This window comes from Streptomyces sp. NPDC090442, from assembly GCF_044769405.1.
GTDB lineage: Bacteria > Actinomycetota > Actinomycetes > Streptomycetales > Streptomycetaceae > Streptomyces.
In genome coordinates this window covers 16,391-42,572 of the sequence record NZ_JBIVXW010000015.1, presented here as the reverse complement: position 1 = coordinate 42,572, position 26,182 = coordinate 16,391, and the positions used below count along the sequence as shown (strand labels likewise).

Annotated in this window: 22 protein-coding genes and 2 tRNA genes; 8 read left to right on the top strand and 16 right to left on the bottom strand. The window is 70.3% G+C overall.

The genetic code is table 11. From position 1 onward, the window contains the following. Positions 1–94 precede the first annotated feature (94 nt). The 5 genes from ACIQU6_RS13275 to ACIQU6_RS13255 form a co-directional block, all read right to left on the bottom strand. Positions 95–1,114: a rod shape-determining protein gene (locus ACIQU6_RS13275; RefSeq protein WP_003985182.1), complete on the bottom strand. Its 1,020-nt coding sequence runs from the start codon at positions 1,112–1,114 to the stop codon at positions 95–97. 296 nt (positions 1,115–1,410) lie between these two features. Next, a complete protein-coding gene (gene ndk, locus ACIQU6_RS13270; protein ID WP_383420158.1) occupies positions 1,411–1,824 on the bottom strand; it encodes a nucleoside-diphosphate kinase in 414 nt (137 codons plus the stop codon). A gap of 171 nt (positions 1,825–1,995) precedes the next feature. Beyond that, positions 1,996–2,337, bottom strand: coding sequence for a DUF4233 domain-containing protein (locus tag ACIQU6_RS13265; RefSeq protein ID WP_403481726.1), 342 nt, complete (start codon positions 2,335–2,337; stop codon positions 1,996–1,998). Positions 2,338–2,339: 2 nt separating this feature from the next. Beyond that, positions 2,340–3,866 (bottom strand): bifunctional folylpolyglutamate synthase/dihydrofolate synthase, encoded by a 1,527-nt coding sequence (locus ACIQU6_RS13260; RefSeq protein WP_403481725.1) that lies wholly within the window; start codon positions 3,864–3,866, stop codon positions 2,340–2,342. Positions 3,867–3,945: 79 nt separating this feature from the next. Then, positions 3,946–5,394, bottom strand: a complete 1,449-nt coding sequence (locus ACIQU6_RS13255; RefSeq protein ID WP_403481724.1) for a peptidoglycan D,D-transpeptidase FtsI family protein — start codon at positions 5,392–5,394, stop codon at positions 3,946–3,948. Positions 5,395–5,678: 284 nt separating this feature from the next. Between ACIQU6_RS13255 and ACIQU6_RS13250 the strand changes: the two genes are divergently transcribed. Continuing rightward, complete coding sequence (locus ACIQU6_RS13250) at positions 5,679–6,911, top strand: hypothetical protein (RefSeq protein ID WP_403481799.1); 1,233 nt, start codon at positions 5,679–5,681, stop codon at positions 6,909–6,911. Here the strand turns inward: ACIQU6_RS13250 and ACIQU6_RS13245 are convergent. Continuing rightward, complete coding sequence (locus ACIQU6_RS13245; protein ID WP_403481723.1) at positions 6,877–9,525, bottom strand: valine--tRNA ligase; 2,649 nt, start codon at positions 9,523–9,525, stop codon at positions 6,877–6,879. The two genes, ACIQU6_RS13250 and ACIQU6_RS13245, sit on opposite strands and share 35 nt — an antisense overlap. Before the next feature lie 172 nt (positions 9,526–9,697). Between ACIQU6_RS13245 and ACIQU6_RS13240 the strand changes: the two genes are divergently transcribed. Beyond that, a complete protein-coding gene (locus ACIQU6_RS13240; protein ID WP_403481722.1) occupies positions 9,698–10,705 on the top strand; it encodes a hypothetical protein in 1,008 nt (335 codons plus the stop codon). A gap of 71 nt (positions 10,706–10,776) precedes the next feature. On the opposite strand, the gene clpX is transcribed toward ACIQU6_RS13240, so the two are convergent. The 5 genes from clpX to ACIQU6_RS13215 form a co-directional block, all read right to left on the bottom strand. After that, on the bottom strand, positions 10,777–12,060 hold the full coding sequence (clpX, locus tag ACIQU6_RS13235; RefSeq protein WP_274915710.1) for an ATP-dependent Clp protease ATP-binding subunit ClpX: 1,284 nt from the start codon (positions 12,058–12,060) through the stop codon (positions 10,777–10,779). A 161-nt stretch (positions 12,061–12,221) separates the two neighbouring features. Next, on the bottom strand, positions 12,222–12,896 hold the full coding sequence (locus tag ACIQU6_RS13230; RefSeq protein WP_403481721.1) for an ATP-dependent Clp protease proteolytic subunit: 675 nt from the start codon (positions 12,894–12,896) through the stop codon (positions 12,222–12,224). 67 nt (positions 12,897–12,963) lie between these two features. Next, positions 12,964–13,566 carry an ATP-dependent Clp protease proteolytic subunit gene (locus ACIQU6_RS13225; RefSeq protein ID WP_403481798.1) on the bottom strand — a complete coding sequence of 201 codons (603 nt, stop codon included), beginning with the start codon at positions 13,564–13,566 and terminating at the stop codon, positions 12,964–12,966. A 289-nt stretch (positions 13,567–13,855) separates the two neighbouring features. Next, positions 13,856–15,241, bottom strand: a complete 1,386-nt coding sequence (gene tig, locus ACIQU6_RS13220; RefSeq protein WP_403481720.1) for a trigger factor — start codon at positions 15,239–15,241, stop codon at positions 13,856–13,858. 209 nt (positions 15,242–15,450) lie between these two features. Beyond that, a tRNA-Pro gene (locus ACIQU6_RS13215) sits at positions 15,451–15,527 on the bottom strand. Positions 15,528–15,662: 135 nt separating this feature from the next. Between ACIQU6_RS13215 and ACIQU6_RS13210 the strand changes: the two genes are divergently transcribed. Both ACIQU6_RS13210 and ACIQU6_RS13205 read left to right on the top strand, forming a co-directional pair. Then, positions 15,663–15,733: transfer RNA gene (locus ACIQU6_RS13210), tRNA-Gly, on the top strand. A 118-nt stretch (positions 15,734–15,851) separates the two neighbouring features. Further along, positions 15,852–16,232, top strand: a complete 381-nt coding sequence (locus tag ACIQU6_RS13205; protein WP_403481719.1) for an arsenate reductase family protein — start codon at positions 15,852–15,854, stop codon at positions 16,230–16,232. 26 nt (positions 16,233–16,258) lie between these two features. Here ACIQU6_RS13205 and ACIQU6_RS13200 read toward each other — a convergent pair whose 3' ends face one another. Next, positions 16,259–16,453, bottom strand: a complete 195-nt coding sequence (locus ACIQU6_RS13200) for a hypothetical protein (RefSeq protein WP_274915706.1) — start codon at positions 16,451–16,453, stop codon at positions 16,259–16,261. Positions 16,454–16,839: 386 nt separating this feature from the next. Here ACIQU6_RS13200 and ACIQU6_RS13195 point away from each other — a divergent pair, with 386 nt between their 5' ends. Continuing rightward, a complete protein-coding gene (locus ACIQU6_RS13195) occupies positions 16,840–18,060 on the top strand; it encodes a cation:proton antiporter (protein WP_403481718.1) in 1,221 nt (406 codons plus the stop codon). On the opposite strand, the gene ACIQU6_RS13190 is transcribed toward ACIQU6_RS13195, so the two are convergent. Then, positions 18,017–19,162, bottom strand: a complete 1,146-nt coding sequence (locus ACIQU6_RS13190) for a PP2C family protein-serine/threonine phosphatase (protein ID WP_403481717.1) — start codon at positions 19,160–19,162, stop codon at positions 18,017–18,019. The genes ACIQU6_RS13195 and ACIQU6_RS13190 overlap by 44 nt on opposite strands. Positions 19,163–19,289: 127 nt before the next feature. On the opposite strand from ACIQU6_RS13190, the gene ACIQU6_RS13185 reads away from it, so the two are divergent. Beyond that, entirely contained in the window at positions 19,290–20,519 is a 1,230-nt protein-coding gene (locus ACIQU6_RS13185) for a GNAT family N-acetyltransferase (protein ID WP_403481716.1), read from the top strand. A 31-nt stretch (positions 20,520–20,550) separates the two neighbouring features. Here the strand turns inward: ACIQU6_RS13185 and ACIQU6_RS13180 are convergent, their stop codons facing one another. Together ACIQU6_RS13180 and ACIQU6_RS13175 are read right to left on the bottom strand one after the other, a co-directional pair. Continuing rightward, entirely contained in the window at positions 20,551–21,372 is an 822-nt protein-coding gene (locus ACIQU6_RS13180) for an Fpg/Nei family DNA glycosylase (protein WP_403481715.1), read from the bottom strand. A 103-nt stretch (positions 21,373–21,475) separates the two neighbouring features. Then, positions 21,476–21,964 carry a ribose-5-phosphate isomerase gene (locus ACIQU6_RS13175; RefSeq protein WP_403481714.1) on the bottom strand — a complete coding sequence of 163 codons (489 nt, stop codon included), beginning with the start codon at positions 21,962–21,964 and terminating at the stop codon, positions 21,476–21,478. A gap of 185 nt (positions 21,965–22,149) precedes the next feature. Between ACIQU6_RS13175 and ACIQU6_RS13170 the strand changes: the two genes are divergently transcribed. Continuing rightward, positions 22,150–23,610 carry an amino acid permease gene (locus tag ACIQU6_RS13170; protein ID WP_403481713.1) on the top strand — a complete coding sequence of 487 codons (1,461 nt, stop codon included), beginning with the start codon at positions 22,150–22,152 and terminating at the stop codon, positions 23,608–23,610. Between the two features lie 77 nt (positions 23,611–23,687). On the opposite strand, the gene ACIQU6_RS13165 is transcribed toward ACIQU6_RS13170, so the two are convergent. Beyond that, positions 23,688–24,287: a biotin transporter BioY gene (locus tag ACIQU6_RS13165; RefSeq protein WP_403481712.1), complete on the bottom strand. Its 600-nt coding sequence runs from the start codon at positions 24,285–24,287 to the stop codon at positions 23,688–23,690. A 340-nt stretch (positions 24,288–24,627) separates the two neighbouring features. Between ACIQU6_RS13165 and ACIQU6_RS13160 the strand changes: the two genes are divergently transcribed. Next, positions 24,628–26,010 carry an amino acid permease gene (locus ACIQU6_RS13160; RefSeq protein WP_403481711.1) on the top strand — a complete coding sequence of 461 codons (1,383 nt, stop codon included), beginning with the start codon at positions 24,628–24,630 and terminating at the stop codon, positions 26,008–26,010. Positions 26,011–26,182 lie beyond the last annotated feature (172 nt).

Sequence of the window (26,182 nt, the reverse complement as noted above, 5' to 3'; positions counted from 1 at the left end):
CGGCGATCCGCCGGGCGGATCGGCCGTTTCCGTATGGTGCCCGACCCGTGCGAACGGGGTGTGACGCCGCCGCAACGGGTCGGGACCGCCTGCGTCAGCGACGCGGCTGGGAGTCCAGGACCTGCTGGAGCGCCTCGAACTCCTCGACGCACTTTCCGGAACCGAGCGCGACGGAGTCGAGCGGGTCCTCGGCGATGTGGATCGGCATGCCCGTCTCGCGGCGCAGCCGCTCGTCCAGGCCACGCAGCAACGCGCCACCACCCGTGAGAACGATGCCGCGGTCCATGACGTCACCGGACAGCTCCGGCGGGCACTTGTCGAGGGTCGTCTTGACCGCGTCGACAATGGAGTTGACCGGCTCCTCGATGGCCTTGCGGACCTCGGCCGCCGAGATGACGACGGTCTTGGGCAGCCCGGAGACCAGGTCGCGACCGCGGATCTCGGTGTGCTCGTCCTGCTCCAGGTCGTACGCCGAACCGATGGTGATCTTGATGGACTCGGCGGTGCGCTCGCCCAGCAGGAGGCTGTACTCCTTCTTGATGTGCTGGATGATCGCGTTGTCCAACTCGTCGCCGGCCACCCGGATCGACTGGGCGGTGACGATGCCGCCGAGCGAGATGACCGCGACCTCGGTCGTACCGCCGCCGATGTCCACGACCATGTTGCCGGTGGCCTCGTGGACCGGCAGGCCCGAGCCGATCGCGGCGGCCATCGGCTCCTCGATGATGTGCACCTGGCGGGCGCCGGCCTGGGTCGACGCCTCGATGACCGCGCGGCGCTCAACTCCCGTGATTCCGGAGGGAACACAGACCACCACCCGCGGCCGGGCGAGGTAGCGCCGCTTGTGGATCTTGAGGATGAAGTAGCGGAGCATCCGCTCGGTGATCTCGAAGTCGGCGATCACGCCGTCCTTCAGGGGCCGCACGGCGACGATGTTGCCGGGCGTCCGGCCGATCATCTTCTTCGCCTCGGCGCCAACGGCCAGGATGCCGCCGGTGTTGGTGTTGATGGCCACGACCGACGGTTCGTTGAGGACGATGCCGCGGCCCCTGACGTACACCAGCGTGTTGGCGGTCCCGAGGTCGACAGCCATGTCACGGCCGATGAACGACATGTTGTTCCCCATGAGGATACGTCTGGCCTTCCCAACTGGAGCGAATGCTTACTTTGAGGTCGGCAGGAGGTGATGCGCCGTGCGGCGCGGAAGCCTCCATCGTAGTTCGTAGTGTTCCCACACGAACACGGCGGGAGGTCGTTCCGCCATTGTCAGCCGTACACGTACCCGCCCCCCTTAATGGTGACGTCGTGTCGCGCGAACGCGTTCCCGCGCGCCGGCCCCAAACACCGAGGGGCGACCGATGATTTCATCGGTCGCCCCTGGTCACAAGGGGGTTGGGGGCTCACTTCCGATCAGGAAATCCCGGGGAAGAAAATCTTGATCTCGCGCTCGGCGGACTCTTCGGAATCCGAGGCGTGGATCAGATTTTCCCGGGTGATCGTTCCGAAGTCCCCACGAATGGACCCACTGGGAGCGGCAATCGGGTCAGTGGGGCCGGCCAGCGCGCGGACGCCCTCGATGACCCGCTCGCCCTCGACGACCAGGGAGACGACCGGCCCGGAGGACATGAACTCCACCAGCGGCTCGTAGAAGGGCTTGCCGACGTGCTCGGCGTAGTGCTGCTCCAGCACCTCGCGGTCGAGGGTGCGCAGCTCCAGCGCGGTGATCGTCCAGTTCGCCTTGCGCTCGATGCGACGGATGATCTCGCCGACCAGACCGCGCTTGACGGCGTCGGGCTTGAGAAGGACGAGGGTGCGCTGGCTCACGGAGGGACTCCCTGCTATCTGAACGACGGTCAGCGGCGCCAGGCTATCGCCTGGACACCGCACCGTTCGCTGCCGGGTACAGCGCACTCAAGGCGCCCCCGGCGCGAGGCCATCGCCGAGTGCGCCCGTCACGCGCCCTCCCACGACACCCGACGGCCACGAGCGTGGGACTCAGCCGGCAGCCGCCGACTCCGCGAAGCGGGCCTTCGCCTCGTCGATCTTCCGTCCGTAGTGGACCGAGGCCCACCACAGCGCGGCGAAGACGGCGCCGAGGAAGTACATCGTGGGGACGACCAGGCCGCTGGCGATCAGCGCGATCTGGAGTGCCCAGCCCAGTTGGATGCCGCCGGGGCGGGAGAGCATCCCGCAGAGCAGCACGCTCAGCAGCATCGCGACACCGCTGACGATCCAGATGGTGACCCGGGAGAGGTCGGTGAGCTGCATCGCGACCAGACCGGCGAAGCCGATCACGAAGAACTCCCCTATCAGGGTGCTGGCACACAGCGTGCGCATGGTCAGTTCCTTCCCAGGAGCAGTCGGGCCTCGCCCACCGTGATCACCGAGCCGGTCACCAGCACGCCGGCGCCGGAGAACTCGCCCTCCTCCTCGGCGAGGGTGATCGCCGCCTCCAGCGCGTCGTCCAGCCGCGGCTCGACCTGGACGCGCTCGGCGCCGAAGACCTCCACCGCGACGGCGGCCAACTCGTCCGGATCCATCGCCCGTTGGCTGGAGTTACACGTCACCACGACCTCGGCGAAGATCGGCTCGAACGCCTCCAGCACGCCCCGGACGTCCTTGTCGGCGCTGGCGCCGACGACACCGATGAGGCGGCTGAAGCCGAACGCCTCGCTGACCGTCTCGGCCGCGGCCCGGGCACCGCCCGGGTTGTGCGCGGCGTCCAGCACCACCGTGGGGCTGCTCCGGACGACCTCCATCCGGCCGGGCGAGCTGACCGAGGCGAACGCGGAGCGGACGATGTCGAGGTCGAGGGTGCGGGCGTGCCCCGCGCCGACGCCGAAGAACGCCTCGACGGCGGCGAGCGCGACCGCGGCGTTGTGCGCCTGGTGGGCGCCGTGCAGCGGAAGGAAGATCTCCGGGTACTCGCCGCCCAGGCCGCGCAGGGTCAGCATCTGGCCGCCGACCGCCACCTCGCGGGAGAGCACCCCGAACTCCATGCCCTCGCGGGCCACCGTGGCGTCCACCTCGACGGCGCGCTTGAGCATCACCGAGGCCGCGTCCACCGGCTGCTGGGCCAGGACGACGGTGGCGTCCTTCTTGATGATCCCGGACTTCTCGCCGGCGATCTGCTCGGGCGTCTCGCCCAGCCGGTCGGTGTGGTCCAGCGAGATGGGGGTGATCACCGCGACGTCGGCGTCGATGACGTTGGTCGCGTCCCAGGTGCCGCCCATGCCGACCTCGACGACCGCGACGTCCACCGGGGCGTCGGCGAACGCGGCGTACGCCATCGCCGTCAGCACCTCGAAGAAGGAGAGGCGGTACTCCTGCTGGCCGTCGATCATCTCGACGTACGGCGCGATGTCGCGGTAGGTCTCGATGAAGCGCTCGGCGGAGATCGGGCCGCCGTCGAGGCTGATCCGCTCGGTGACGGACTGGATGTGCGGGCTGGTGTACCGGCCGGTGCGCAGCTCGAAGCCGCCGAGCAGGGCCTCGATCATGCGGGCCGTGCTGGTCTTGCCGTTGGTCCCCGTGATGTGGATGGAGGGGTAGGCCCGCTGCGGGGAGCCGAGGACGTCCATGAGCGCGGCGATGCGCTCGATCGACGGGTCCAGCTTGGTCTCGCCCCAGCGGCCGGCCAACTCCTCCTCGACGGCGCGCAGCGCGCGGTCGACCTCCGGGTCGACGGGGCGGGCCGGGACCTGGTCCCCCTGCGGCGGTCCGGCCTGCGTGCGCAGGGTCCGGCTGCCGGCCTCGATCACCGCGAGATCGGGGTCGCGTTGCGTCTCGGCCTCGACCATGTCGTCGAAGGCGTCCGACGGGTCGGGAGTCGGGTCGGGGTCGTCGTTCTGGGGGCGCTCGCTCACGACGACAAGTCTACGAGGCACCACCGACAACGGGCCCGCGCCGCCCCCGCTCCCGTCCAGGCGGCCGCCGAGCCGCCGGTCAGGACAGCGCCGCCTGCATCATCGCCTTGGCGATCGGGGCCGCGAGGCCGTTGCCCGAGACCTCGTTGCGGGCCGCGTGCCCGTCCTCGACCATCACGGCCACCGCGACCCGGTTGCCCTTGCCGTCGTCGCCGTAGGAGACGAACCAGGCGTAGGGGGTGCCGCTGTTGTTGACGCCGTGCTGGGCGGTGCCGGTCTTGCCGCCGACGGTCACCCCGTCGATCTTCGCGTTGGAGCCGGTGCCCTTGTCCACGACCGTCTGCATCGCCGAGCGGAGCTGGTCGGCGGTGCCCGACGACATCGCCTTGCGGTAGGTCTTCGGGCTGTTCTGCTCAAGGGTGTTGCCGCCGCCGTCGGTGACCTTGTCCACCAGCTGCGGGGTCTTCAGGTCGCCCCCGTTGGCGATCGCCGAGACCACCATCGCCATCTGGAGCGGGGTGGCCTGGTCGTCGAACTGGCCGATGCCGGAGAGCGCGGTCTGCGCCTGGTCCATGTCCTTGGGGTAGACGCTGGAGGTGGCGCGCACCGGGACGTCCATCTTGGCGTCGTTGAAGCCGAGCTTCTCGGCCTGCGCCCGCACCTTGTCCTTGCCCAGGTCGACGGCCATCTTGGCGAAGACGGTGTTGCAGGAGTACTGGAGCGCGGTGCGGATGGTGGCGTTCTCGCAGGGCGCCGAGGCGCTCTCGTTGGTGAGCTGGGTGCGGGTGTTGGGCAGGGTGTACGGGTCGGGGCTCTGGGTGGGCTGGTCCACCGAGGAGTACAGGCCGTCCTCCAGCGCGGCGGCGGCGACCACCAGCTTGAAGGTGGAGCCGGGCGGCAGCGGCTGGCGCAGCGCGCGGTTGAGGTTCGGCTGGTTGCCGTCCTTGGCCAGGGCCTCCCACGCCTTCTGGTCGGCGGTGCCGGAGCCGGCGAACTTGCCCGGGTCGTACGACGGGGTGCTGACCATGCCCAGGATCCGGCCGGTCGCCGGGTCCAGGGCGACGGCCGCGCCGGTCTTGCCGCCGAGCGCCTCGTAGCCGGCCTTCTGCACCTTGGCGTCGATGGTGGTGGAGACGTCGCCGGCCTTGGGGCGCTCGTGCAGCAGGGTGTCGGCGGGGGTCTGCAGGCGACTGTCGGAGCCGCCGAGCAACGGGCCGTAGAGGCTCTCCAGTTGGGTGCTGCCGAAGATCTGCGAGGAGAAGCCGGTGACCGGGGCGTAGAGGGCGCCGTCCTTGTAGGTCCGCTTGTACTTGAGCGAGGAGGAGGTGGGGGTGGAGCCGGTGACCGGCTGGCCGTCGACGAGGATGTTGCCCAGGGGTGCCGAGTACTTGGCGATGTTCACCCGGGGGTTGTGCGCGTTCTCCCGGTAGTCGCTGGCCTTGGCGCCCTGGATCCAGGTGGCCCAGCCCATCAGCACCAGGATCAGCGAGAGGGAGAAGACCGAGATCCGTCGCAGGGGTCGGTTCATGGGCGCGGCTCCTCGGTGCTGGGGGCGGACCGGACATGCGTTTCCGCCGGAACTCCGGCATTCCGGTCCACGGTGCCTCGGCTTCATGAGAGCGTCATGAGAACCGTGTACCTGCTGGGTGTGAGCGATCGAACCCCCGGGCGGGACAACCTTTCCGCCGCCGCGTCCCCTCTTGGTCGGCGGGGTCTACGAGCGTCGTCGGGTCACCCGGCGACGGTTAAGTGCAAAGCATGAAAAGTCAGGAAAGCAGGAGCTGAAGAGGCGTGCCGGCAATCAGTCAGCGGATGCATTTGGTGCTGCTCACCGCCTGGACCGTGCTGTGGTTCATGATCGTCGAGCCGCACGGCGGCTTCTCTTGGCACTACCTCCGCGCCGGCGGCGCGCTGATCTACCAGGGCAGCACCGGCGACGGCACCGGCGGCCTCAACCTCTACGCGCACCACCCCGAGCTCCAGATGGGGCCGATCAGCTTCCTGACGGCCGGGCTGTTCAACCCGTTCCCGGAGGCCACCGGCCAGTTCCTCGCCGCGGCCCTGATGTCCGCCCTGGGCTTGGTCATCCTGGTGCTGGCCGGCCGCAGCGCCGCCCACCACTTCCTGGGCACCGGCACCAACCACCAGCGGCTGCGGCAGCGGGTGTTGATAGCCGGGCTGGCCTTCATCCCCATGTGGATCGAGGTCGCGGTCCGCTTCGGGCACCTCGACGACGTGCTGGCGCTGTTCTTCACCGCCCTCGCGGTCCGCTCCGTCACCCGCGGCAACGCCGCCCTGACCGGTGCCTTCCTGGCCCTGGCGATGGACTCCAAGCCGACCGCGCTGGCCTTCGTCCCGCTGCTGCTGGCGCTCCCGAGGCACAAGTGGCTCAAGGCCGGCCTGTGGTGCGCGGGGCTGGTCGCCGTCGCCTGGCTGCCGTTCTTCGTCGGCGACGCCCAGTCCTTCGCGGCCGCCAAGTTCGCCATCCCCAACCACCCGGCGTCCGCGCTGCGTTGGCTGGGCGTGGCCGACCCCGAGACGCCCGGCTGGGACCGGCCCGCGCAGTTCGCGCTCGGGCTGGTGCTGGGCGGGATCGCGGTCTGGCGCGGCCGGTGGGCGGCGGTGGTGCTGCTGGGCGCCAACGCCCGGATCGTGCTGGACCCCAGCGTCTACACGTACTACACCGCGTCGGTGCTGCTCGGCACGCTGCTGTGGGACGTCATCGGGCAGCGCCGGCTGGTCCCCTGGTGGAGCTGGCTGGCGCTGCTCATCCTCTACGGCAGCGTCTTCGCGGTCCCGGACGACTCCGCGCGGGGCCTGATCCGGCTGGCGTTCGTCGCGGTCTCCACGGCGTATGTGCTGCTGTGGCCGGTCCGCGAACGGGGCGGCCGCGGCGGGCCCCGCGGACGGCGCGCACGCCGGGCACGGAACAGGCCCCCCGTCCATGAGGACGAGGGGCCCGTGGTGCCGGAGGCGGCGTGGCCCGGCGTGCGGCCGGAGCCGCCGGCGACTACGCGCTGGGCAGGGCCGCCAGCTGTGCAGTGATCCGCTCGATGTCGGCCTCCGCGGTCGCCAGCCGACCGCGGATCTTCTCCACCACCTGCTCCGGCGCCTTGCCGAGGAACGCCTCGTTGCCCAGCTTGGCGGTGGCCTGCTTCTGCTCCTTCTCGGCCGCGAGCAGGTCCTTCGTCAGCCGCTTGCGCTCCGCCTCGACGTCGATCGCGCCAGAGAGGTCCAGGGCGACCGTGGCGCCGGCGACGGGCAGCGAGGCGGTGGCGGCGAAGCCCTCGCCGGCCGGCTGAAGGCGCAGCAGCGAGCGCATCGCGGCCTCGTGCGGCGCCAGCGGGGTACCGGCCAGGTCCAGGCGTGCGGGGACCTTCTGGCCCGGCTGGAGGCCCTGGTCGGAGCGGAACCGGCGGACCTCGGTGACGACCTGCTGGAGCGTGACGATCTCCCGCTCGGCGGCCTCGTCGCGGAAGCCGCCCGCGACGTCCGCACCGGGGACGGCGACGGCGGTCGGCCAGTCGGCGATGACGATCGACTCGCCGCCGGTCAGCGTCGTCCACAGCGTCTCGGTGACGAACGGGACGACCGGGTGCAGCAGCCGCAGGGTGACGTCGAGGACCTCGCCCAGCACCCGGCGGGAGGCGTCGGCGGCCGGGCCGCCCGCCATGAACGTCGTCTTGGACAGCTCGACGTACCAGTCGAAGACCTCGTCCCAGGCGAAGTGGAAGAGGGCGTCCGACAACTTGGCGAACTGGTAGTCGTCGTAGTACGCGTCGACCTCGGCGACGACCGCGTTGAGCCGGGAGAGGATCCACCGGTCGGTCGCCGACAGCGCCTCGGCGGGCGGCAGTTCGCCCTCCACGGTGGCGCCGTTCATCAGCGCGAAGCGGGTGGCGTTCCAGATCTTGTTGGCGAAGTTCCGGGAGCCCTGGACCCAGTCCTCGCCGATCGGGACGTCGACGCCCGGGTTGGCACCGCGGGCCAGGGTGAAGCGGACCGCGTCGGAACCGTAGGTGTCCATCCAGTCCAGCGGGTTGACCGCGTTGCCGAAGGACTTCGACATCTTCTTGCCGAACTGGTCGCGGACCATGCCGTGCAGCGCGATGGTGTGGAACGGCGGGGTGCCGTCCATCGCGTACAGGCCGAACATCATCATCCGGGCGACCCAGAAGAAGAGGATGTCGTAGCCGGTGACCAGGACGGAGTTCGGGTAGAACTTCGTCACGCTCGGGGTCTGCTCGGGCCAGCCCAGCGTGGAGAACGGCCACAGGCCGGACGAGAACCACGTGTCGAGGACGTCGGTGTCCTGGTGCCAGCCCTCGCCGGTGGGCGCCTCGTCGTCGGGGCCGACGCAGACGACCTCGCCGTTCGGCCCGTACCAGACCGGGATGCGGTGGCCCCACCACAACTGCCGTGAGATGCACCAGTCGTGGAGGTTGTCGACCCAGCCGAAGTAGCGGGACTCCATCTCCTTGGGGTGGATCGCGACCTTGCCGTCGCGGACCGCGTCACCGGCGGCCTTCGCCAGCGGGCCGACCTTGACCCACCACTGCATCGACAGCCGCGGCTCGATGGTGGTCTTGCAGCGCGAGCAGTGCCCGACGGAGTGGGTGTACGGGCGCTTCTCGGCGACGATCCGGCCCTCGGCGCGCAGCGCGGCGACGATCGCCGAGCGGGCCTCGAAGCGGTCCAGCCCCTGGAACGGGCCGTGCGCGGTGATCACGCCGCGCTCGTCGAGGACGGCGAGGTTGGTCAGGTCGTGCCGGCGGCCGATCTCGAAGTCGTTCGGGTCGTGGGCCGGGGTGACCTTGACCGCGCCGGTGCCGAACTCCGGGTCGACGTGCTCGTCGGCGACGACCGGGATGCGGCGGCCGGTCAGCGGCAACTCGATCTCGGTGCCGACGAGATGGGCGTACCGCTCGTCCTCGGGGTGGACGGCGACGGCGGTGTCACCGAGCATCGTCTCGGCGCGGGTGGTGGCGACGACGATCGAGGCGTCGCCCTCGCCGTAGCGGATCGAGACCAGCTCGCCGTCGTCGTCCTGGTACTCCACCTCGATGTCCGAGATGGCGGTCAGGCAGCGCGGGCACCAGTTGATGATGCGCTCGGCGCGGTAGATCAGCTCGTCCTCGTAGAGCCGCTTGAAGATCGTCTGGACGGCCTTGGAGAGGCCCTCGTCCATGGTGAACCGCTCGCGGGACCACGCGACGCCGTCACCGAGCCGGCGCATCTGGCCCGAGATCTGGCCGCCGGACTCGTTCTTCCACTGCCAGACCCGCTCGACGAACTCCTCGCGCCCGAGGTCGTGCCGGGAGACGCCCTCCTTGGCGAGCTCGCGCTCGACGACGTTCTGGGTGGCGATGCCGGCGTGGTCCATGCCCGGCTGCCACAGCGTCTCGTAGCCCTGCATGCGCTTGCGGCGGGTGAGGGCGTCGATCAGCGTGTGCTCGAAAGCGTGGCCCAGGTGGAGCGAGCCGGTGACGTTGGGCGGGGGGATGACGATGGTGTACGGCGGCTTCTCGCTCTTCTCGTCCGCCTCGAAGTAGCCCCGCTCTACCCAGCGCTCGTACAGCGGCCCCTCTACATCGGCCGGCGTGTACTGAGTCGGCAGTTCGGGGACGCTGTGCTTGGGATGCTGAGTGTTCTCGGTCACGACCGACAGTGTACGGGCGCGGATGTGGCGGCTTCGAATCGGTTTCGCCCCCGGGGCACCGCCTGTCAGCGGCGTCATACAGGATGTCGGCAGCGCATAAACATCACGCCCGACGCCCGGGTGCCGCCCGCGGCGGTCCGACGTCATCAGCAGTCACGAGGGGAACCGCTCCATGAGCTTCAACCAGCCGCCGCCGGGCCCGTACGGCCAGCAGCCCCAGCAGCCCGGCCCGTACGGCCAGCCGCAGCCGCCCGCCCCGCAGCCCGGCTACGGCTACCCGCAACAGGGCACCCCGGTCCCTCCCCAACAGGGCTACGGCTACCCGCAACAGGCCCCCCAGCAGTTCCCGCAGCAGGGCGCGCCGCAGCAGTTCCCCCCGCAACAGGGCGCCCCGCAGCAGCCCTACGGCCAGCCCGCCCCGCCCCACTACGGCCAGCAGCAGCCCTTCGCCGGCCAACAGGGACAGCAGGGCCAGCAGACGCCCTACGGGATGATCCCCCAGGAGCCGGAGACCGGCGGCGGCAACGGCAAGAAGATCGGCCTGATCATCGGCGGCGTCGCGGTGGTCGTGGGCATCGCCGTCGGCGCGTACTTCGCCTTCGGCTCGGGCGGCAAGGTGAAGCCGTACACCATCGCCCTGCCGGACAAGCTGCTGAGCGGGCAGTTCAGCAAGGTGCAGAAGCCCGGCGCCAACGGCAGCGGCGCCGAGGACTTCTCCAACGACACGGAGGCCAAGGCCCTCGGCATCACCAACAGCAAGGGCGTTCAGGGCAACTACCAGAAGGACGGCCTGATGATGCAGGTCGTCGGCATCTACGGGAACATCGGCGACCCGCAGGGGACCGTGACCCGGATGTTCAGCAAGGTCGACGAGAACATCAAGAAGTCGCCCAACGGGAGCAAGGTCCAGGACGTCACCCCGATCACCGAGTTCTCACCGAGCGACTTCGACGGCGACGTCATGAAGTGCCGGACGCAGAAGGTTTCCGTCTCCCAGGGCGGCATCACCGTTCCGGTCACCGCCTCCACCTGCATCTGGGGCGACAGCAGCGCCATCGGCGTCGTACAGCAGATGGCCGCGCCCGCCACCAGCAGCGGCAGCTCCGCCACCACCCCCGGTGCCAAGGAACTCTCCGAGACCACCGCCAAGGTCCGCAACGAGGTCCGCAAGGAGAAGTGACCCGCCCGCAGACGACAGCACCGCCCGGCAGCAACTCGGCTGCCGGGCGGTGCTGTTGGAGGGCGGGGCGGTTACGCGCTCTTCTCCTGGGGCTCGCCGGAGTCGCCGCGGGTGCGCGGGACCAGGGTCGGGTTGACGTTGGAGTGCACCACGTCCGCGGTGATGACGACGCGGGCGACGTCCTTGCGGGACGGGATCTCGTACATCACCGCCTGGAGGACCTCCTCCATGATGGCGCGCAGGCCGCGGGCGCCGGTGCCGCGGAGGATCGCCTGGTCGGCGATGGCCTCCAGGGCCGGGCGGTCGAAGTCCAGCTCCACGCCGTCGAGTTCGAAGAGTCGCTGGTACTGCTTGACCAGGGCGTTGCGCGGCTCGACGAGGATCTGGAGGAGCGCCTCGCGGTCGAGGTTGTGGACCGAGGTGAGGACCGGGAGGCGGCCGATGAACTCCGGGATCATCCCGAACTTCACCAGGTCCTCGGGCATGACGTCCTGGAGCTGGTCCTTGGACTCGATCTCGCGCTTGGAGCGGATGGTGGCGCCGAAGCCGATGCCCTTGGCGCCGGACCGGGCCTCGATGATCTTCTCCAAGCCCGCGAAGGCACCGCCGACGATGAACAGCACGTTGGTGGTGTCGATTTGGATGAATTCCTGGTGCGGGTGCTTGCGGCCGCCTTGGGGCGGGACCGAGGCGGTGGTGCCCTCCAGGATCTTGAGCAGCGCCTGCTGGACGCCTTCGCCGGAGACGTCCCGGGTGATCGACGGATTTTCGCTCTTCCGGGCGACCTTGTCGATCTCGTCGATGTAGATGATGCCGGTCTCGGCCTTCTTGATGTCGAAGTCCGCGGCCTGGATCAGCTTCAGCAGGATGTTCTCGACGTCCTCACCGACGTAGCCGGCCTCGGTGAGCGCGGTCGCGTCGGCGAAGGCGAAGGGGACGTTGAGCATCCTGGCGAGGGTCTGCGCGAGCAGGGTCTTGCCGGAACCGGTGGGGCCGAGCAGCAGGATGTTGGACTTGGCCAACTCGATGCCCTCGTCGCCGCGTCCCGGGGCGTTCTCGCCCGCCTGCACGCGCTTGTAGTGGTTGTACACGGCCACCGAGAGCGCCTTCTTGGCGGCTTCCTGGCCGACGACGTAGCCGTTGAGGAACTCGTAGATCTCGCGGGGCTTGGGGAGTTCCTCCCAGCGCACCTCGGAACTCTCGGCGAGTTCCTCCTCGATGATCTCGTTGCAGAGATCGATGCACTCGTCGCAGATGTACACACCAGGTCCCGCGATGAGCTTCTTCACCTGCTTCTGGCTCTTTCCGCAGAACGAGCACTTGAGCAGGTCTCCGCCGTCACCGATGCGTGCCACGAGGTGAATCCCCTTCGCCTGGGATCCGCATTGCTCCGCGGACCCGGGTGCTTGCCTATCGACGGTACCTTGCCGAGCCCCCCGTACGGGCCCCCCTTGGACCGACTCGGTTCACTCGGTCCAAGGGGGCGACGCTCCGGCGCAATTCGCGAAGAACGCGATCAGACCGAGACGGAGGTCTTCCGCGTGGAGACGATCTGGTCGACCAGACCGTACGCCAGGGACTCCTCGGCGGTCAGGATCTTGTCACGCTCGATGTCCTCGCGGATCTTCTCGATCGGCGTGGAGGAGTGCTTGGCCAGCATCTCCTCCAACTGCGTGCGCATCCGCTGGATCTCGCGGGCGGCGATCTCCAGGTCGGAGACCTGGCCGCGGCCGGTCTCGCTGAACGGCTGGTGGATCAGGATCCGCGCGTTCGGCAGCGCCATGCGCTTACCCGGGGTGCCGGCCGCCAGCAGCACGGCCGCGGCGGAGGCCGCCTGGCCCATGCAGACCGTCTGGATGTCGGGCTTGACGAACTGCATCGTGTCGTAGATCGCCGTCAGCGCGGTGAACGAGCCACCGGGGCTGTTGATGTAGACCGAGATGTCGCGGTCCGGGTCCATCGACTCCAGGCACAGGAGCTGCGCCATGACGTCGTTGGCGGAGGCGTCGTCGATCTGCACCCCGAGGAAGATCACCCGCTCCTCGAAGAGCTTCGCGTACGGGTCGTACTCGCGCACGCCCTGCGAGGTGCGCTCGACGAAGCGCGGAACGATGTAGCGGGACTCCGCGGGCATGCCGGAGAACTCGGCCTGCGTGCGCTCGTAGAGACCGCTTCCGGGGAAGTTGTTCATCTGGAGGTTCACCGTCCTGGTGGCGAAGTGGGGCTGGGGGTCCGACTGCGGGGCGTGGGCCGGGGGCTCAGGCCCCGGTGCCGCCCCCGCCCGGAACGCCGGCGGCGGAGGGCATCACGTCGTCGATGAGGCCGTACGCCTTGGCCTCCTCGGCGGAGAACCAGCGGTCGCGGTCCGCGTCCTTGGTCCACTGCTCCAGCGTCTGGCCGGTGTGCGCGGCGGAGAGCTCGCCCAGGCGCTTCTTCGTGCGGAGCAGCTGCTCGGCGTGGATCTTGATGTCCGAGGCCGAGCCGGCCAGGCCGGCGGAGGGCTGGTGGATCAGGATCTCGGCGTTCGGCAGCGCGAAGCGCTTGCCCGGGGTGCCGGCGCTCAGCAGGAACTGGCCCATCGAGGCGGCGAGGCCCATGGCGATGGTGACCACGTCGTTCTTGATGTACTGCATGGTGTCGTAGATCGCCATGCCGGCCGTGACCGAGCCGCCGGGGGAGTTGATGTAGAGGTAGATGTCCTTGTCCGGGTCAGCGGCGAGGAGCAACAACTGCGCCGTGATCTTGTTGGCGATGTCGTCGTCGACCGGCTGACCGAGGAAGATGATCCGCTCGTTGAGCAGCCGGTTGTAGACCTGTTCGCCGAGGCCACCGGAGATCGGCTCAGCGGCGGCGGAAGGCATCGGGATCGTCACGTGTCCACCTGCTCGTTGTCGAAACGGCTCGGGGCCGTCTTCAGCGTCGTCTTCTGGGGCCGGGGACCGCGCCGCGTGGTGCGCCCCACGCACTGTCAGCAACTCCCCTGCCCTCGTATCTACGGACCCTAACGCGCTGGTCGGCGGGCGCCATCCCGGAGCGAGAACTGTTCGCTGTGAGCGCAGGCTCACGGACCGGGACGACACACGGGCCCGAACACGCGGACGTGCGCGTTCGGGCCCGTGATCAGGTACGTCGGCGAGATCGCCGGGGCGATCAGCCCTCGGTCTTCTCCGCCTTCTCGTCACCCTCGGCCTCGGCGACGACGGCCTCGGCGGCCTCCGTCTCCTCCTCGTCCTCCAGGTCGACGACCTCACCGTTGGTGTCCTTGACCGTGGCGGCCTCGACGACCACCGCGAGGGCCTTGCCGCGGGCGACCTCGCCCACCAGCATCGGCACCTGGCCACCCTCGACGACGGCCTGGGCGAACTGGTCGGGGCTCATGCCGGAGGACTGGGCGCGGCGCATGAGGTGCTCGGTGAGCTCCTCCTGGCTGACGTTCAGCTTCTCCTTGTTGACCAGCTCGTCGAGGACGAACTGGGTCTTGATGCCCTTCTCCGCCTGCTCCTTGGTCTCGGCGTCGAACTCCTCCTCGGTCTTGCCCTGGATCTCCAGGTACTTCGCGAGGTCGAGGCCCATCTGACCGAGCTGGTGGTGCTCCAGGTTGTGCTTGCGGGTGCGGATCTCGTCCTCGAGCAGCTTCTCGGGGATCGGCACCTCGATCAGGCCGAGCAGCGCCTCCAGGACCTTCTCCTGGGCCTGGGTGGCCTGGTCGAACTTCTTCATCCGCGCCAGCCGCGTGCGGCTGTCGTCCTTGAGCGCGTCGAGGGTGTCGAACTCGCTGGCCATCTGGGCGAACTCGTCGTCCAGCTCGGGCAGTTCGCGGGCCTTGACCTCGGTGACGTCGACCTTGACCTCGGCCTCCTTGCCCTGGGCGGAGCCGCCCTTGAGCTCGGAGGTGAAGGTGGCGCTGCCGCCGGCCGAGAGGCCCTTGACGGCCTCGTCGATGCCGTCGAGGAGCTCGCCGGAGCCGATGGTGTAGCTGACGCCGTTGGCGATGCCGTCGGCCAGCACCTCGCCGTCGACCTTGGCCTCCAGGTCCACGGTCACCACGTCGCCGTCCTCGGCGGCGCGCTCGACCACGGAGGTGGAGGCGAAGCGCTCACGGAGCTGCTCGACGGACTTCTCGACGTCCTCGTCGGACACCTCGACGGCGTCGACCTCGACCTCGATGCCGGAGTAGTCCGGGATCTCCAGGGCCGGGCGGATGTCGACCTCGGCGGTGAAGGCCAGCAGCTCGTTGTCCTTGAGCTCGGTGATGTCGACCTCGGGCTGGCCGAGGACGTTGAGCTCGGCCTCGTTGACCGCGTTGGTGTAGAACTTCGGGAGCGCGTCGTTGACGGCCTCTTCGAGCACGGCGCCACGACCGAACCGCTGGTCGATGACGCGGGCAGGGATCTTGCCCTTGCGGAAGCCCTTCACCGTGACCTGCTGGTTGATCTTCTTGTACGCCGCGTCGAGGCTGTCCTTGAGCTCCTCGAAGGGCACCTCGACAGTGAGCCGAACCCGAGTCGGGTTCAGGGTCTCCACGGCGCTCTTCACGGTTCGGTCTCCTTGGGCTGACTTTGGGGTATTGCCTTAGATCCGCCGGCTCCGTCATGTCCCGGGCCGGCCGATCGCGCCCGGTCCTTAAGACACACGGGCACGCAGCTTGCATAGTAACCGCAAGGAGGAGGGCGCCCACAACGCGATCTTGAAGGACCGCTTATGCCCGCTTCGTGCAACTAAGGCACGCGGGCCGGGCGCCGAACTGGTCGGGGTGGCCGGATTCGAACCGACGACCTTCCGCTCCCAAAGCGGACGCGCTACCAAGCTGCGCCACACCCCGTCGGTGCGACACGTAGGGTACATGGCCGCGGGCCGTACGGCTGCCCGTTGTTCGGGAGCGGGGTGCGGTGTGCGGTCGAGGGGCTTCACCCGCTACGATGCTCTGCGTGCCGGGGTCCCAGCGACCGTGGCGCTCGCGGGCGTAGCTCAATGGTAGAGCCCCAGTCTTCCAAACTGGCTACGCGGGTTCGATTCCCGTCGCCCGCTCAACAAGGGGAGAGCCCCGGGTCGCACGGCCCGGGGCTCTTCACGTTCCCGGGCGCCGCGAGCGGCCCGCGCGCTTCGCCGCTTCTCTCCCGCGACGGGACTCCCTAGGGTGGCCGGCATGGAGATCTGGATCAATCCCGCGTGCTCCAAGTGCCGTTCCGCGGTGGGGATTCTGGACGCCGAGGGCGCCCAGTACACCGTGCGGAGGTACCTGGAGGACCCGCCGACCGCCGACGAACTGCGTGCCGTACTGGAGCGGTTGGGCCTGGAGCCGTGGGACATCACCCGCACCCAGGAAGACGAGGGCAAGGCGCTGGGCATCGGGACGTGGGGGCGCACCGGCGCCGAACGGGAACGGTGGATCGAGGCGCTGGCGGCGCACCCCCGGCTGATTCAGCGGCCGATCATCACCGCCGACGACGGTTCGGCCTTGGTGGGGCGCAGCGAGGACGCCGTGCGTGACGCGCTGGCGCGGACCGGGGGCGGACGGACCCCCTGAGTCCGGTCCGCGGACCCGAACCCGCGCTAGAACGTGATGTGGTTGATGGTCTGCGCGATGGAGTTCAGGAACCGGTTGATCGACGGCGCCACCCCCGTGGAGGCGAGGAAGAAGCCGAACAGTATGGCGACGAGCGCCGGACCGGCCTTGATCGCCTTCTGTCTGATCAGTACGACAAGGATGATCCCCAACATCAGGACAACTGATAGCGACAGAGCCACAACTGATCACACCCTCGGTCGGAACGCCTCACCGGCCCTGGGGCATGCCGCGCACACCCCCGGCACCCATCGTGCCATCAACTCCCTGCCCATTGCAGGCGGGTGACGAATCATCGGCCAACGCTTTGCCCGTTCGCGGCAGTTACGGCAAAGCCGCTTCCGAACGCCCCGCCGAGCCCTCGACCTCGGCGGGACCGGCCCACAAAAGATGCCGCACCGGCTCACAACGGTCACCGATCGGTCACCTTGTTAATGATTTGGTAATCTAAGTATTGACCAGTCCTTGACATTGTCTTGACCTTGCGTGCGACCCGTGCCCCGTGCCTGGACGCGCGCCGACGACCAGGAGGAACGGGCCCATCGGACACGCAGACACCCTGATCGCCATGGGCGGCGCCTTTCTCGCCGCCGCCGTCCTGGCCCGCCTCGGCGGCCGGATCGGACTCCCCACCATCCCGCTGTTCATCCTGGCCGGAATCCTGCTCGGTCCGAACACCCCCGGCATCGTGCTGGTCGCCGACCCGCACGACCTGGAGATGCTCTCCCTCCTCGGCCTGGTACTGCTGCTCTTCTACCTGGGCCTGGAGTTCCACGTCGACGACCTCAAGGCCGGCGGCCGCCGGATGGCGCTGGCCGGCGGGGCGTACCTCGCGCTGAACGTCGGCGCCGGGCTCGGCTTCGGCTTCGCGCTCGGCTGGGGCTCCTCCGAGGCGCTGGTGCTCGCCGGGGTGCTGGGCATCTCGTCGTCCGCGATCGTCACCAAGGTGCTGGTCGACACGGGGCGGTTGGGCAATCCGGAGACCAAGCCGATCCTCGGCATCATCGTCGTCGAGGACATCTTCCTGGCGCTCTATCTGGCCGCGCTGCAACCGGTGCTCTCCGGGGCCGACTCACTGGCCTCGGCGGCGCCGGCCGCCGGGAAGGCGTTCGGCTTCCTGCTGCTGCTCGCCGCGGCCGCCCGTTGGGGCACCCGCGTCATCGGCCGGCTGATCGCCACCAAGGACAGCGAGTTGCTGGTGATCTCCTTCCTGGGGGCCGCCGTTCTGGTCGCCGGGATCTCCGAGTGGTTCGGGGTCGCGGACGCCATCGGGGCGTTCATGGTGGGCCTGATGCTGGGCGGGACGAGCACCGGGCCGCGGATCCGCAAGCTGGTGCACCCGCTGCGGGACGCGTTCGGGGCGATCTTCTTCTTCGCGTTCGGGCTCTCCATCGACCCCGGCGACCTGCCGAGCGTGGTGTGGCCGGTGCTGATCGCGGTGGCGCTGACGCTGCTGATGAACGTCCTGGCGGGGCTGACCGCGGCCCGGATCTACGGCTTCGGCCCCGGGCCGGCCGCGAACATCGCCACCGCGCTGCTGGCCCGCGGCGAGTTCGCGCTGATCCTGGCGACGATGGCGGCGGGCGCCGGGCTCGACGAGCGGCTGGCGCCGTTCATCGCCGGCTATGTGCTGATCCTGGCCGTCCTCGGGCCGCTGGCGGCCGGCCGCTCCGGGCTGTTGGCCCGGATCCTGCCGACCGGCGGAGCGCCGCGGGCCGCCGTGGCAGGGGTCGATCCGGAGGCGGTCAGCCGTCCCGACACAGCAGCAACAGCGCCCGGTCGTCGTTGACGTCCTTGGCGACCGCCTCGATCAGATGCCAGGCGGCACCGGCGAAGCCGGCGTGCACATAGCGCTCGGCCTCGCCGGTCAGCCGGTCGATGCCCTCGGCGATGTCGCGGTCGGCGGCCTCCACCAGGCCGTCGGTGAACAGCATCAGCACGTCGCCGGGGCGCAGCGTCCCCTTGACCGGGTCGAACTGGGCGCCGTCGTAGACCCCGAGCAGCGGGCCCTCCCCCGACTTCTCCTCCCAGCGGCCGGTGCCGGCGCTGAGTTGGAGGGCGGGGAGGTGGCCCGCGGAGAACAGCTCGTAGTCGCCGGACTCCAGGTCCAGCACGAGGTGGATGGAGGTGGCGAAGCCCTCGTCCCAGTCCTGGCGCAGCAGATAGCCGTTGGCGGCGGGGAGGAAGCCGTGCGGCGGCAGCGAGCCGAGCAGGCCGCCGAAGGCGCCGGAGAGCAGCAGCGCGCGGGAGGCGGCGTCCATGCCCTTGCCGGAGACGTCGGTGAGCACGACCTCCAGGATGTTGCCGCCCTGGGTGCGGGAGGCCACCACGAAGTCGCCGGAGAAGGACTGGCCGCCGGCCGGGCGGAGCGCCATCTCGTGGTGCCAGCCCTTGGGCAGCCCGGGCAACTTGCTCTGCACGCGGATCCGTTCGCGCAGGTCGAAGAGCATGGTGCCGCCGCGCCGCCAGGGCACCCCGACCCGGCTGCGGAACTGCGCGACCAGCAGTCCCGACAGCCCCACCGCGGCGACCACCAGGACCGTGCCCGGGGTGATCCGGTCCGGCCCCTGGTCGTACGGGCCGAACAGCGCCGCCTCGACGATCAGCGCGGCCGCGGAGGCCGCGTACAGGACCAGGAGGTTGGCCGGGCGCAGCAGCAGTCCGCCGGCGATGATCGGGAGGACCAGCGCGGTCGGCGCGATCCACTGCGGGCACCAGAGGGTGCCCAGGGCGATGGCGGGGACGGCGGCGAGCAGGGCGGCCAGCGCGAGCCAGTCGGAGCCGTCGCCGCGGAAGTAGTCGACCCCGGCCTTGCGCATGCCGATGCGGGCCCGGTGCAGGCGTTTGTGCACCCGGGCCCTCGGACTCTCCGCTCCCGCGCCGCGTGTCATTGCCCTGGGACCTTATCCACCCATTCGGCGGCGCGTCGATTCGTCGCACATCAACCCGGGGATTTGCAGGGAATTCGCGTTCGAAATACGGTCGCGCGGCCGGCGGGCGGACTGTTAGGGATGCCTCATGACAACAGAGTTGCGGCCGTTGCGGGAGAGCGATTGGGATACCTGGTTCGACACCCTGGACGTGGTGTTCGGCGGAGTCCCGGACACACCCGAGAGGCGTGCGTGGTGGCGCACGGTCACTGAGGTGCCACGGGACATCGCGGTCTGGGACGGCGACGCGATCGTCGGCACGACCGGGGCGTTCTCGTTCGGGTTGACCGTGCCGGGCGGCGCGGAGGTGGCCACGGCCGGCGTCACCACCGTCGGGGTGCTGCCCACCCACCGCCGGCGCGGGGCGCTGCGCTCGATGATGCGGCACCAGTTGGCGGACGTCCACGAGCGCGGCGAGGCGCTGGCGGCGCTGACCGCCACGGAGCCGGCGATCTACGGGCGGTTCGGCTACGGCGCGGCCACCCAGGAGCTGCGGATGTCCGTGGACACCGTGCGGCTGGCCGCCCCCGCGCTGCCGGGCGTGGACGACGTCCGACTGCGGCTGGTGGACCCGGTGGCCGGGCTCGCCGCGTGCGAGCGGGTCTACGAGCGCCTGGTGCCGACCCGGCCCGGGATGCTGGCCCGGCGCCCCGGCTGGGAGCGTCAGGGGGTGCTCGACCCGGAGGCCGAGCGGCACGGCGCCGGCCACCTGCAGTGCGTGCTGGCCGAGGTGGACGGCGAGGTGCGCGGCTACGCGCGCTACGCGGTCAAGCCCGACTGGGACCAGGCCGGCCCGCGCGGGGTCGTGCAGCTCCGGCAGCTCGACGCGCTGGACCCGGTGGTCCACGCGGCGCTGTGGCGGCACCTGTTCGGCATCGACCTGACGGCGTCGGTGGTGACGCGCAGCCGGCCGGTGGACGAGCCGCTGCTGCACCTGGTGCCCGACCAGCGGCGCCTGGACGCCGGGGTGCGGGAGGCGCTGTTCCTGCGGCCGGTGGAGGTGGGGGCGGCGCTGGCGGCCCGGACGTACCAAGCGCCGGTGGACGTGGTGTTGGAGGTCGCGGACGCCTTCTGCCCGTGGAACGCGGGGCGCTGGCGGCTGTCCGGCGACGCCAAGGGGGCGAGCTGCGAGCGGACCACCGACCCGGCCGAACTCGCGCTGTCGGTGCGGGAGTTGGGGTCGGCCTATCTGGGCGGGTTCGCGCTGTCGGCGCTGGCCGGGGCCGGGCGGGTGCGGGAACTGCGGCCGGGGGCGCTGGCGGCGGCCTCGCTGGCGTTCGGGTCGGACCCGGCGCCGTGGCTGCCGCACGGGTTCTGACCGGGGGCCGGCGCGGGCCCGTGCGGCGCCCTCAGGGGCGGGCGGCGGCGGGCTGGCAGCCCGGGCACCAGAAGAGGTTGCGGGCGGCGAGGTCGGCGGTGCGGATCTCACCGCCGCACAGGTGGCAGGCGGCGCCGGTGCGGCGGTAGACGTAGACCTCGCCGCCGTGGTCGTCGACCCGCGGCGGGCGGCCCATGGCCTCCGGGGTGTGCTCGGGGCGGACGGTGTCGATCCGGTTGTGCCGCACGCCCTCCCGCATCAGGGCGACCAGGTCGGCCCAGATCGCGTCCCACTGCTGCCGGCGCAGGTCACGGCCGGGGAGGTAGGGGTCGATGCCGTGCCGGAAGAGGACCTCGGCGCGGTAGACGTTGCCGACGCCGGCGATCACCTTCTGGTCGAGCAGCAGCGCCGCGAGGGTGGTGCGGCTGCGGGCGATCCGGCGCCAGGCGCGGTCGCCGTCGTCGTCCGGGCGCAGCGGGTCGGGGCCCAGCCGCTCGTGTATCGCCTGCTTCTCGGCGTCGGTGATCAGCGCGCAGGTGGTCGGCCCGCGCAGGTCGGCGTAGTGGCCGGCGCCGACCAGCCGCAGCCGGACGGTGTCGGTGGGCGGGGGCGCCGGGGTGGCGCCGAAGCCGAGCTTGCCGAAGAGACCGAGGTGGATGTGGACCCAGCGGTCGGGGGCGAAGCCGAGGAAGAGGTGCTTGCCGTGGGCCTCGGCCGTCTCCATGACCTGGCGGTCGATGAGGGCGGCGCCGTCGGCGAACTTGCCCTGCGGGCTGGTGGCGCGGACCGGGCTGCCCTCGAAGCGGTCGCGGTGGTCCGCGGCCAGGCGGTGGATGGTGTGCCCCTCGGGCATCGGGTCGTGCCTCCGGCGGTTCGTTCGTGCGTGCGGCCCGGAGGCCGGTTCGCGCCCGCCCGTTCCGCCCTGCGGAACGACGGCCCGCGAACCGGCCGAAGGATCAGCCCTGTTGGGGGTGGTGGGCCGGGATCGGGGGGAGTTCGCCGGTGGTCTCGTAGCGGGAGAGCATCTCGATGCGGCGGGTGTGCCGCTCCTCGCCCGAGTACGGGGTGGTGAGGAACACCTCGACGAAGCGGGTGGCCTCGTCCTGGGTGTGCATCCGGCCGCCGACGGAGACGACGTTGGCGTTGTTGTGCTCGCGGCCCAGCTTGGCGGTCTCCTCGCTCCAGGCCAGCGCGGCCCGCACGCCCTTGACCTTGTTGGCGGCGATCTGCTCGCCGTTGCCGGAGCCACCGATCACGATGCCGAGGCTGTCCGGGTCGGCGGCGGTCTTCTCCGCGGCGCGCAGGCAGAACGGCGGGTAGTCGTCCTGGGCGTCGTAGAGGTGGGGACCGCAGTCGACGGGCTCGTGGCCGTTGGCCTTGAGCCAGTCCACGAGGTGGTTCTTGAGGTCGAAGCCGGCATGATCGGAGCCGATGTACACGCGCATGGCATGAGTGTGGCATGTCGTCGCCTGGGTAGACGCCACGGGGCCGCGGCCCGTCCCGGCGCCGCGGTTCACTTCTTCAGGCAACCCATCGGTAACGACACGATCGCGATTCAGCTCTTCCAAACGGTCGTTAACAACGTTCTAATGCCTGGGTTCGACACGAGAACCACCGAAGGACGGTGCACATGGGCGCGCACCCGCCTACCTCCCACGCGGTCCCCACCGCCGGCGAACCCGGCGGCGGTACCGCGAACCGGTCCCCCGACGGGCTCCAGGCCGGCCTCAAGAACCGCCATCTGTCGATGATCGCCATCGGCGGAGTGATCGGCGCCGGCCTGTTCGTCGGCTCCGGTGCCGGCATCGCGGCCGCCGGTCCGGGCATCCTGCTCTCCTACGCGCTGACCGGCCTGCTGGTCGTGCTGGTGATGCGGATGCTGGGCGAGATGGCCGCGGCCTCCCCCACCTCCGGCTCGTTCTCCGCGTACGCGGACCGGGCGCTCGGCCGCTGGGCGGGCTTCACGATCGGCTGGCTGTACTGGTTCTTCTGGTCGGTGGTGCTGGCGGTCGAGGCGACCGCGGCGGCGGCGATCCTGACCAGCTGGATACCTTCGGTGCCGCAGTGGGCCTGGGCGTTGCTGGTGATGATGGTGCTGACCGGCACCAACCTGGTCTCGGTGGGCTCGTTCGGCGAGTTCGAGTTCTGGTTCGCCGGGATCAAGGTCGTGGCGATCGTGATCTTCATCGTGGTCGGTGCGCTGGCGATCTTCGGGCTGCCGCCGGGGCACCACGCGGTGGGCACCAGCAACCTGTTCGAACACGGCGGGTTCCTGCCGAAGGGGCCAGGGGCGATCCTCTCCGGGATGCTGCTGGTGGTCTTCTCCTTCATGGGCAGCGAGATCGTCACGCTGGCGGCGAGCGAGTCGCCGAACCCGGTGATGGCCGTCCGCAAGGCCGTCAACAGCGTGATCTGGCGGATCGCGCTGTTCTACATCGGGTCGATCGCGGTGATCGTGACGCTGCTGCCCTGGGACGACCCGGAGGTGGCCAAGAGCCCGTACGTGGCGGTGCTGAAGTCGCTGCACATCCCGTACGTGGACGTCCTGATGGATGTCGTGGTGCTGACCGCGGTGCTGTCCTGCCTGAACTCCGGGCTCTACACGGCGTCCCGGATGGCGTTCTCGCTCGGTGAGCGCGGCGATGCGCCGAAGTCGTTCGCGACGGTCAACAAGCGCGGCGTCCCGGCGGTGGCGATCTGGGCGTCGGTGGCGTTCGGCTTCGTCGCGACGATCTTCAGCTACACCTCGAAGGACACCATCTTCCAGTTCCTGCTCAACTCCTCGGGCGCGGTGGCCCTGTTCGTCTGGCTGGTGATCTGCTTCTCGCAGCTCCGGATGCGCCGGACCATCGAGCGGGAGATGCCGGAGCGGCTGACGGTGCGGATGTGGCTGTACCCGTGGCTGACCTACGCCACCATCGCGCTGATCATCTTCGTCGTGGGCTACATGTTCTACGACAAGAACGGCCGGCAGCAGATGGTGCTGTCGGTGGTCGCGGCCGTGGTGGTGCTGATCGCCGGGCTGCTGCTGGACAAGCGGCGGCCCCGCGAGGCGGCGCAGCAGCCGGCGGTCACGGAGGAGCAGGCGTAGCCGGTTCGGACGGAAAAGCGACGGGGCCCGCACCCATGCGAAGGGTGCGGGCCCCGTCGGCGTCCGGGGTGGTGTCGTCAGCCGCGGCGACCGGCCAGCTTCCAGGCGGTCGGCAGGGCGCCCATCGCCAGGGCGATCTTGAGGGCGTCGCCGACCAGGAACGGCACCATGCCGACGGCGACGGCCTGGCCGAGGGAGATGCCGGTGCTGAGCGCCAGGTAGGGCACGCCGATGCCGTAGATCAGGGCGTTGCCGGCGGCCATCGTGACGGCGGTGCGCAGCACCCCGCGGTCGCCGCCGCGGCGGGCCAGCGCGCCCACGGCGGTGGCGGCGAGCAGCATGCCGAGGACGTAACCGAAGGTGGCGCCGCCGGCGCCCGAGGCGCCACCGGCGAACCACGGCACGCCGGCCATGCCCACCAGGGCGTAGAGGGCCAGCGACAGCAGTCCGCGGCGGGCGCCGAGCGAGGTCCCCACGAGGAGCGCGGCGAAGGTCTGGGCGGTGACCGGGACCGGGGAGCCGGGGACCGGGACCGCGATCTGGGCGGCCAGGCCGGTGGCCACGGCGCCGCCGACGACCAGCGCGGCGTCGCGGACGCGGGCGCGGCTGACGGAGGCGGCCGGCAGCAGGTCGGCGAGGACCGTGCCGGAAGTGGCGGTGGGGACGGCTGTGCTCATCGGGGACTCCGCGGGTGTGAGTGCGGACCCAGGGCTCGGATCCGGCGCGACGGAATGACGTTAGTTCAGAGGGCGGCCTCGATCATCGTGTGGCGCTGACAAAGCCGTACCGGCCCGCTTGGGGAGTTCCAGACAACGGCCGGAGCGCCGGCGCCTGTTCGAGGGCGGGACCGTCTTCGCAGGTCACGTGATGCGCATCACGGCGAACGCCGCGGCAGAGGGCCGGTTTTGTGGTAGTCGCGCACGGCCGGGGACACTGGGACGGCTCCGCGGTCGTCTGTGGAGTTCCCCCAAACCGGGCGGCGTTCGTCGCCCTCGCGCCCCTGCGGAGTACGAGCCCATGCACGACGCACCGCCCCTGGTCGAGAAAGAGCCGCTGTCCGGCGGGCTCAAGCAGCGCCATCTGACGATGCTGGGCCTGGGCGGGGTGATCGGCGCGGGGCTGTTCGTCGGTTCCGGTGCCGGCATCGCGGTGGCCGGTCCCGGGATCGTGCTGTCGTACCTGATCGCCGGCGGGCTGGCGATGCTGATCATGCGGATGCTCGGGGAGATGTCGGCGGCGATGCCGGCGTCCGGGGCGTTCTCGGTGCACGCGGAGCGGGCGCTCGGGCGCTGGGCGGGATTCAGCGTGGGGTGGCTGTACTGGTTCCTGCTGGTGGTGGTGTTGGCGGTGGAGGCCACCGGGGCGGCGCAGATCGCGCACGGCTGGGTGCCGTCGGTGCCGCAGTGGGGCTGGGTGCTGATCTTCATGGTCTTCTTCACCGCAGCAAACCTTGCCGCGGTGAAGAACTTCGGTGAGTTCGAGTTCTGGTTCGCCACGTTGAAGGTCACCGCGATCGTGCTGTTCCTGGCGCTGAGCGTGCTGGCGATCTTCGGGGTGCTGCCGCACACCGAGCCGGTCGGGCTGACCAACCTCACCGGGCAGGGCGGGTTCCTGCCGCACGGCTGGTCCGGGGTGATCTCCGGGGTGCTGGCGGTGGTGTTCGCCTTCGGCGGGCTGGAGGTGGTCACCATCGCGGCGGCCGAATCGGACGACCCGGCGCGGGCGGTGGGCCGGGCGGTGCGCAGCGCGGTGTGGCGGATCCTCTTCTTCTACGTCGGCTCGATGCTGGTCATCGTCTCGGTGCTGCCCTGGTCGTCGATGCAGCCCGGCAAGAGCCCGTACGTGATGGTGCTGGACCACATCGGGGTGCCCGGCGCCGGACAGATCATGAACATCGTGGTGTTCGTGGCGCTGCTGTCGGCGCTCAACGCCAACCTCTACGGCTCCTCGCGCATGGTGTTCTCGCTGGCCGAGCGCGGGGAGGCGCCGCGCGGACTGCTGAAGGTGACGCGCGGCGGGGTGCCGCGGCGGGCGGTGCTGGCCTCGGTGGCGTTCGGCTTCCTCTCCGTGCTGCTGAACCTCAAGTGGCCGGATTCGGTGTTCCTGTACTTGCTCAACGCGGTAGGCGCGGTGCTGCTGTTCGTCTGGGGTCTGATCGCCGTCTCCCAACTGCGGCTGCGGCCCCGGATCGAGCGGGAGGCGCCGGAGCGGCTGGTGCTGCGGATGTGGGCGTTCCCCTATCTGACGTGGGTGGCGCTGCTGGCGATGGGCGCGGTGATCGTGCTGATGCTGACCGATGCCACGGCCCGGCCGCAGTTGCTGTGGTCGGCCGGCGCGACCGCGGCGGTGCTGGCGGTCGCGGGCCTGAGGGAGTTGCGGGCGCGGCGGTCCCGACGCTGAGGACGGCCGGGCGGCCGACCGGGCACTTTCGGGCAGAAATGAGACGGGCGTCACAGGTCATGACATTCGACGACGTGTCAGGCACGCTCGGTCACGATCCCGTCTGAATACCGAACAATCGCTGCACGACTGTTGCCCTGAGCGGACGCGGCCGCTCAGACTGAGCCAGCTT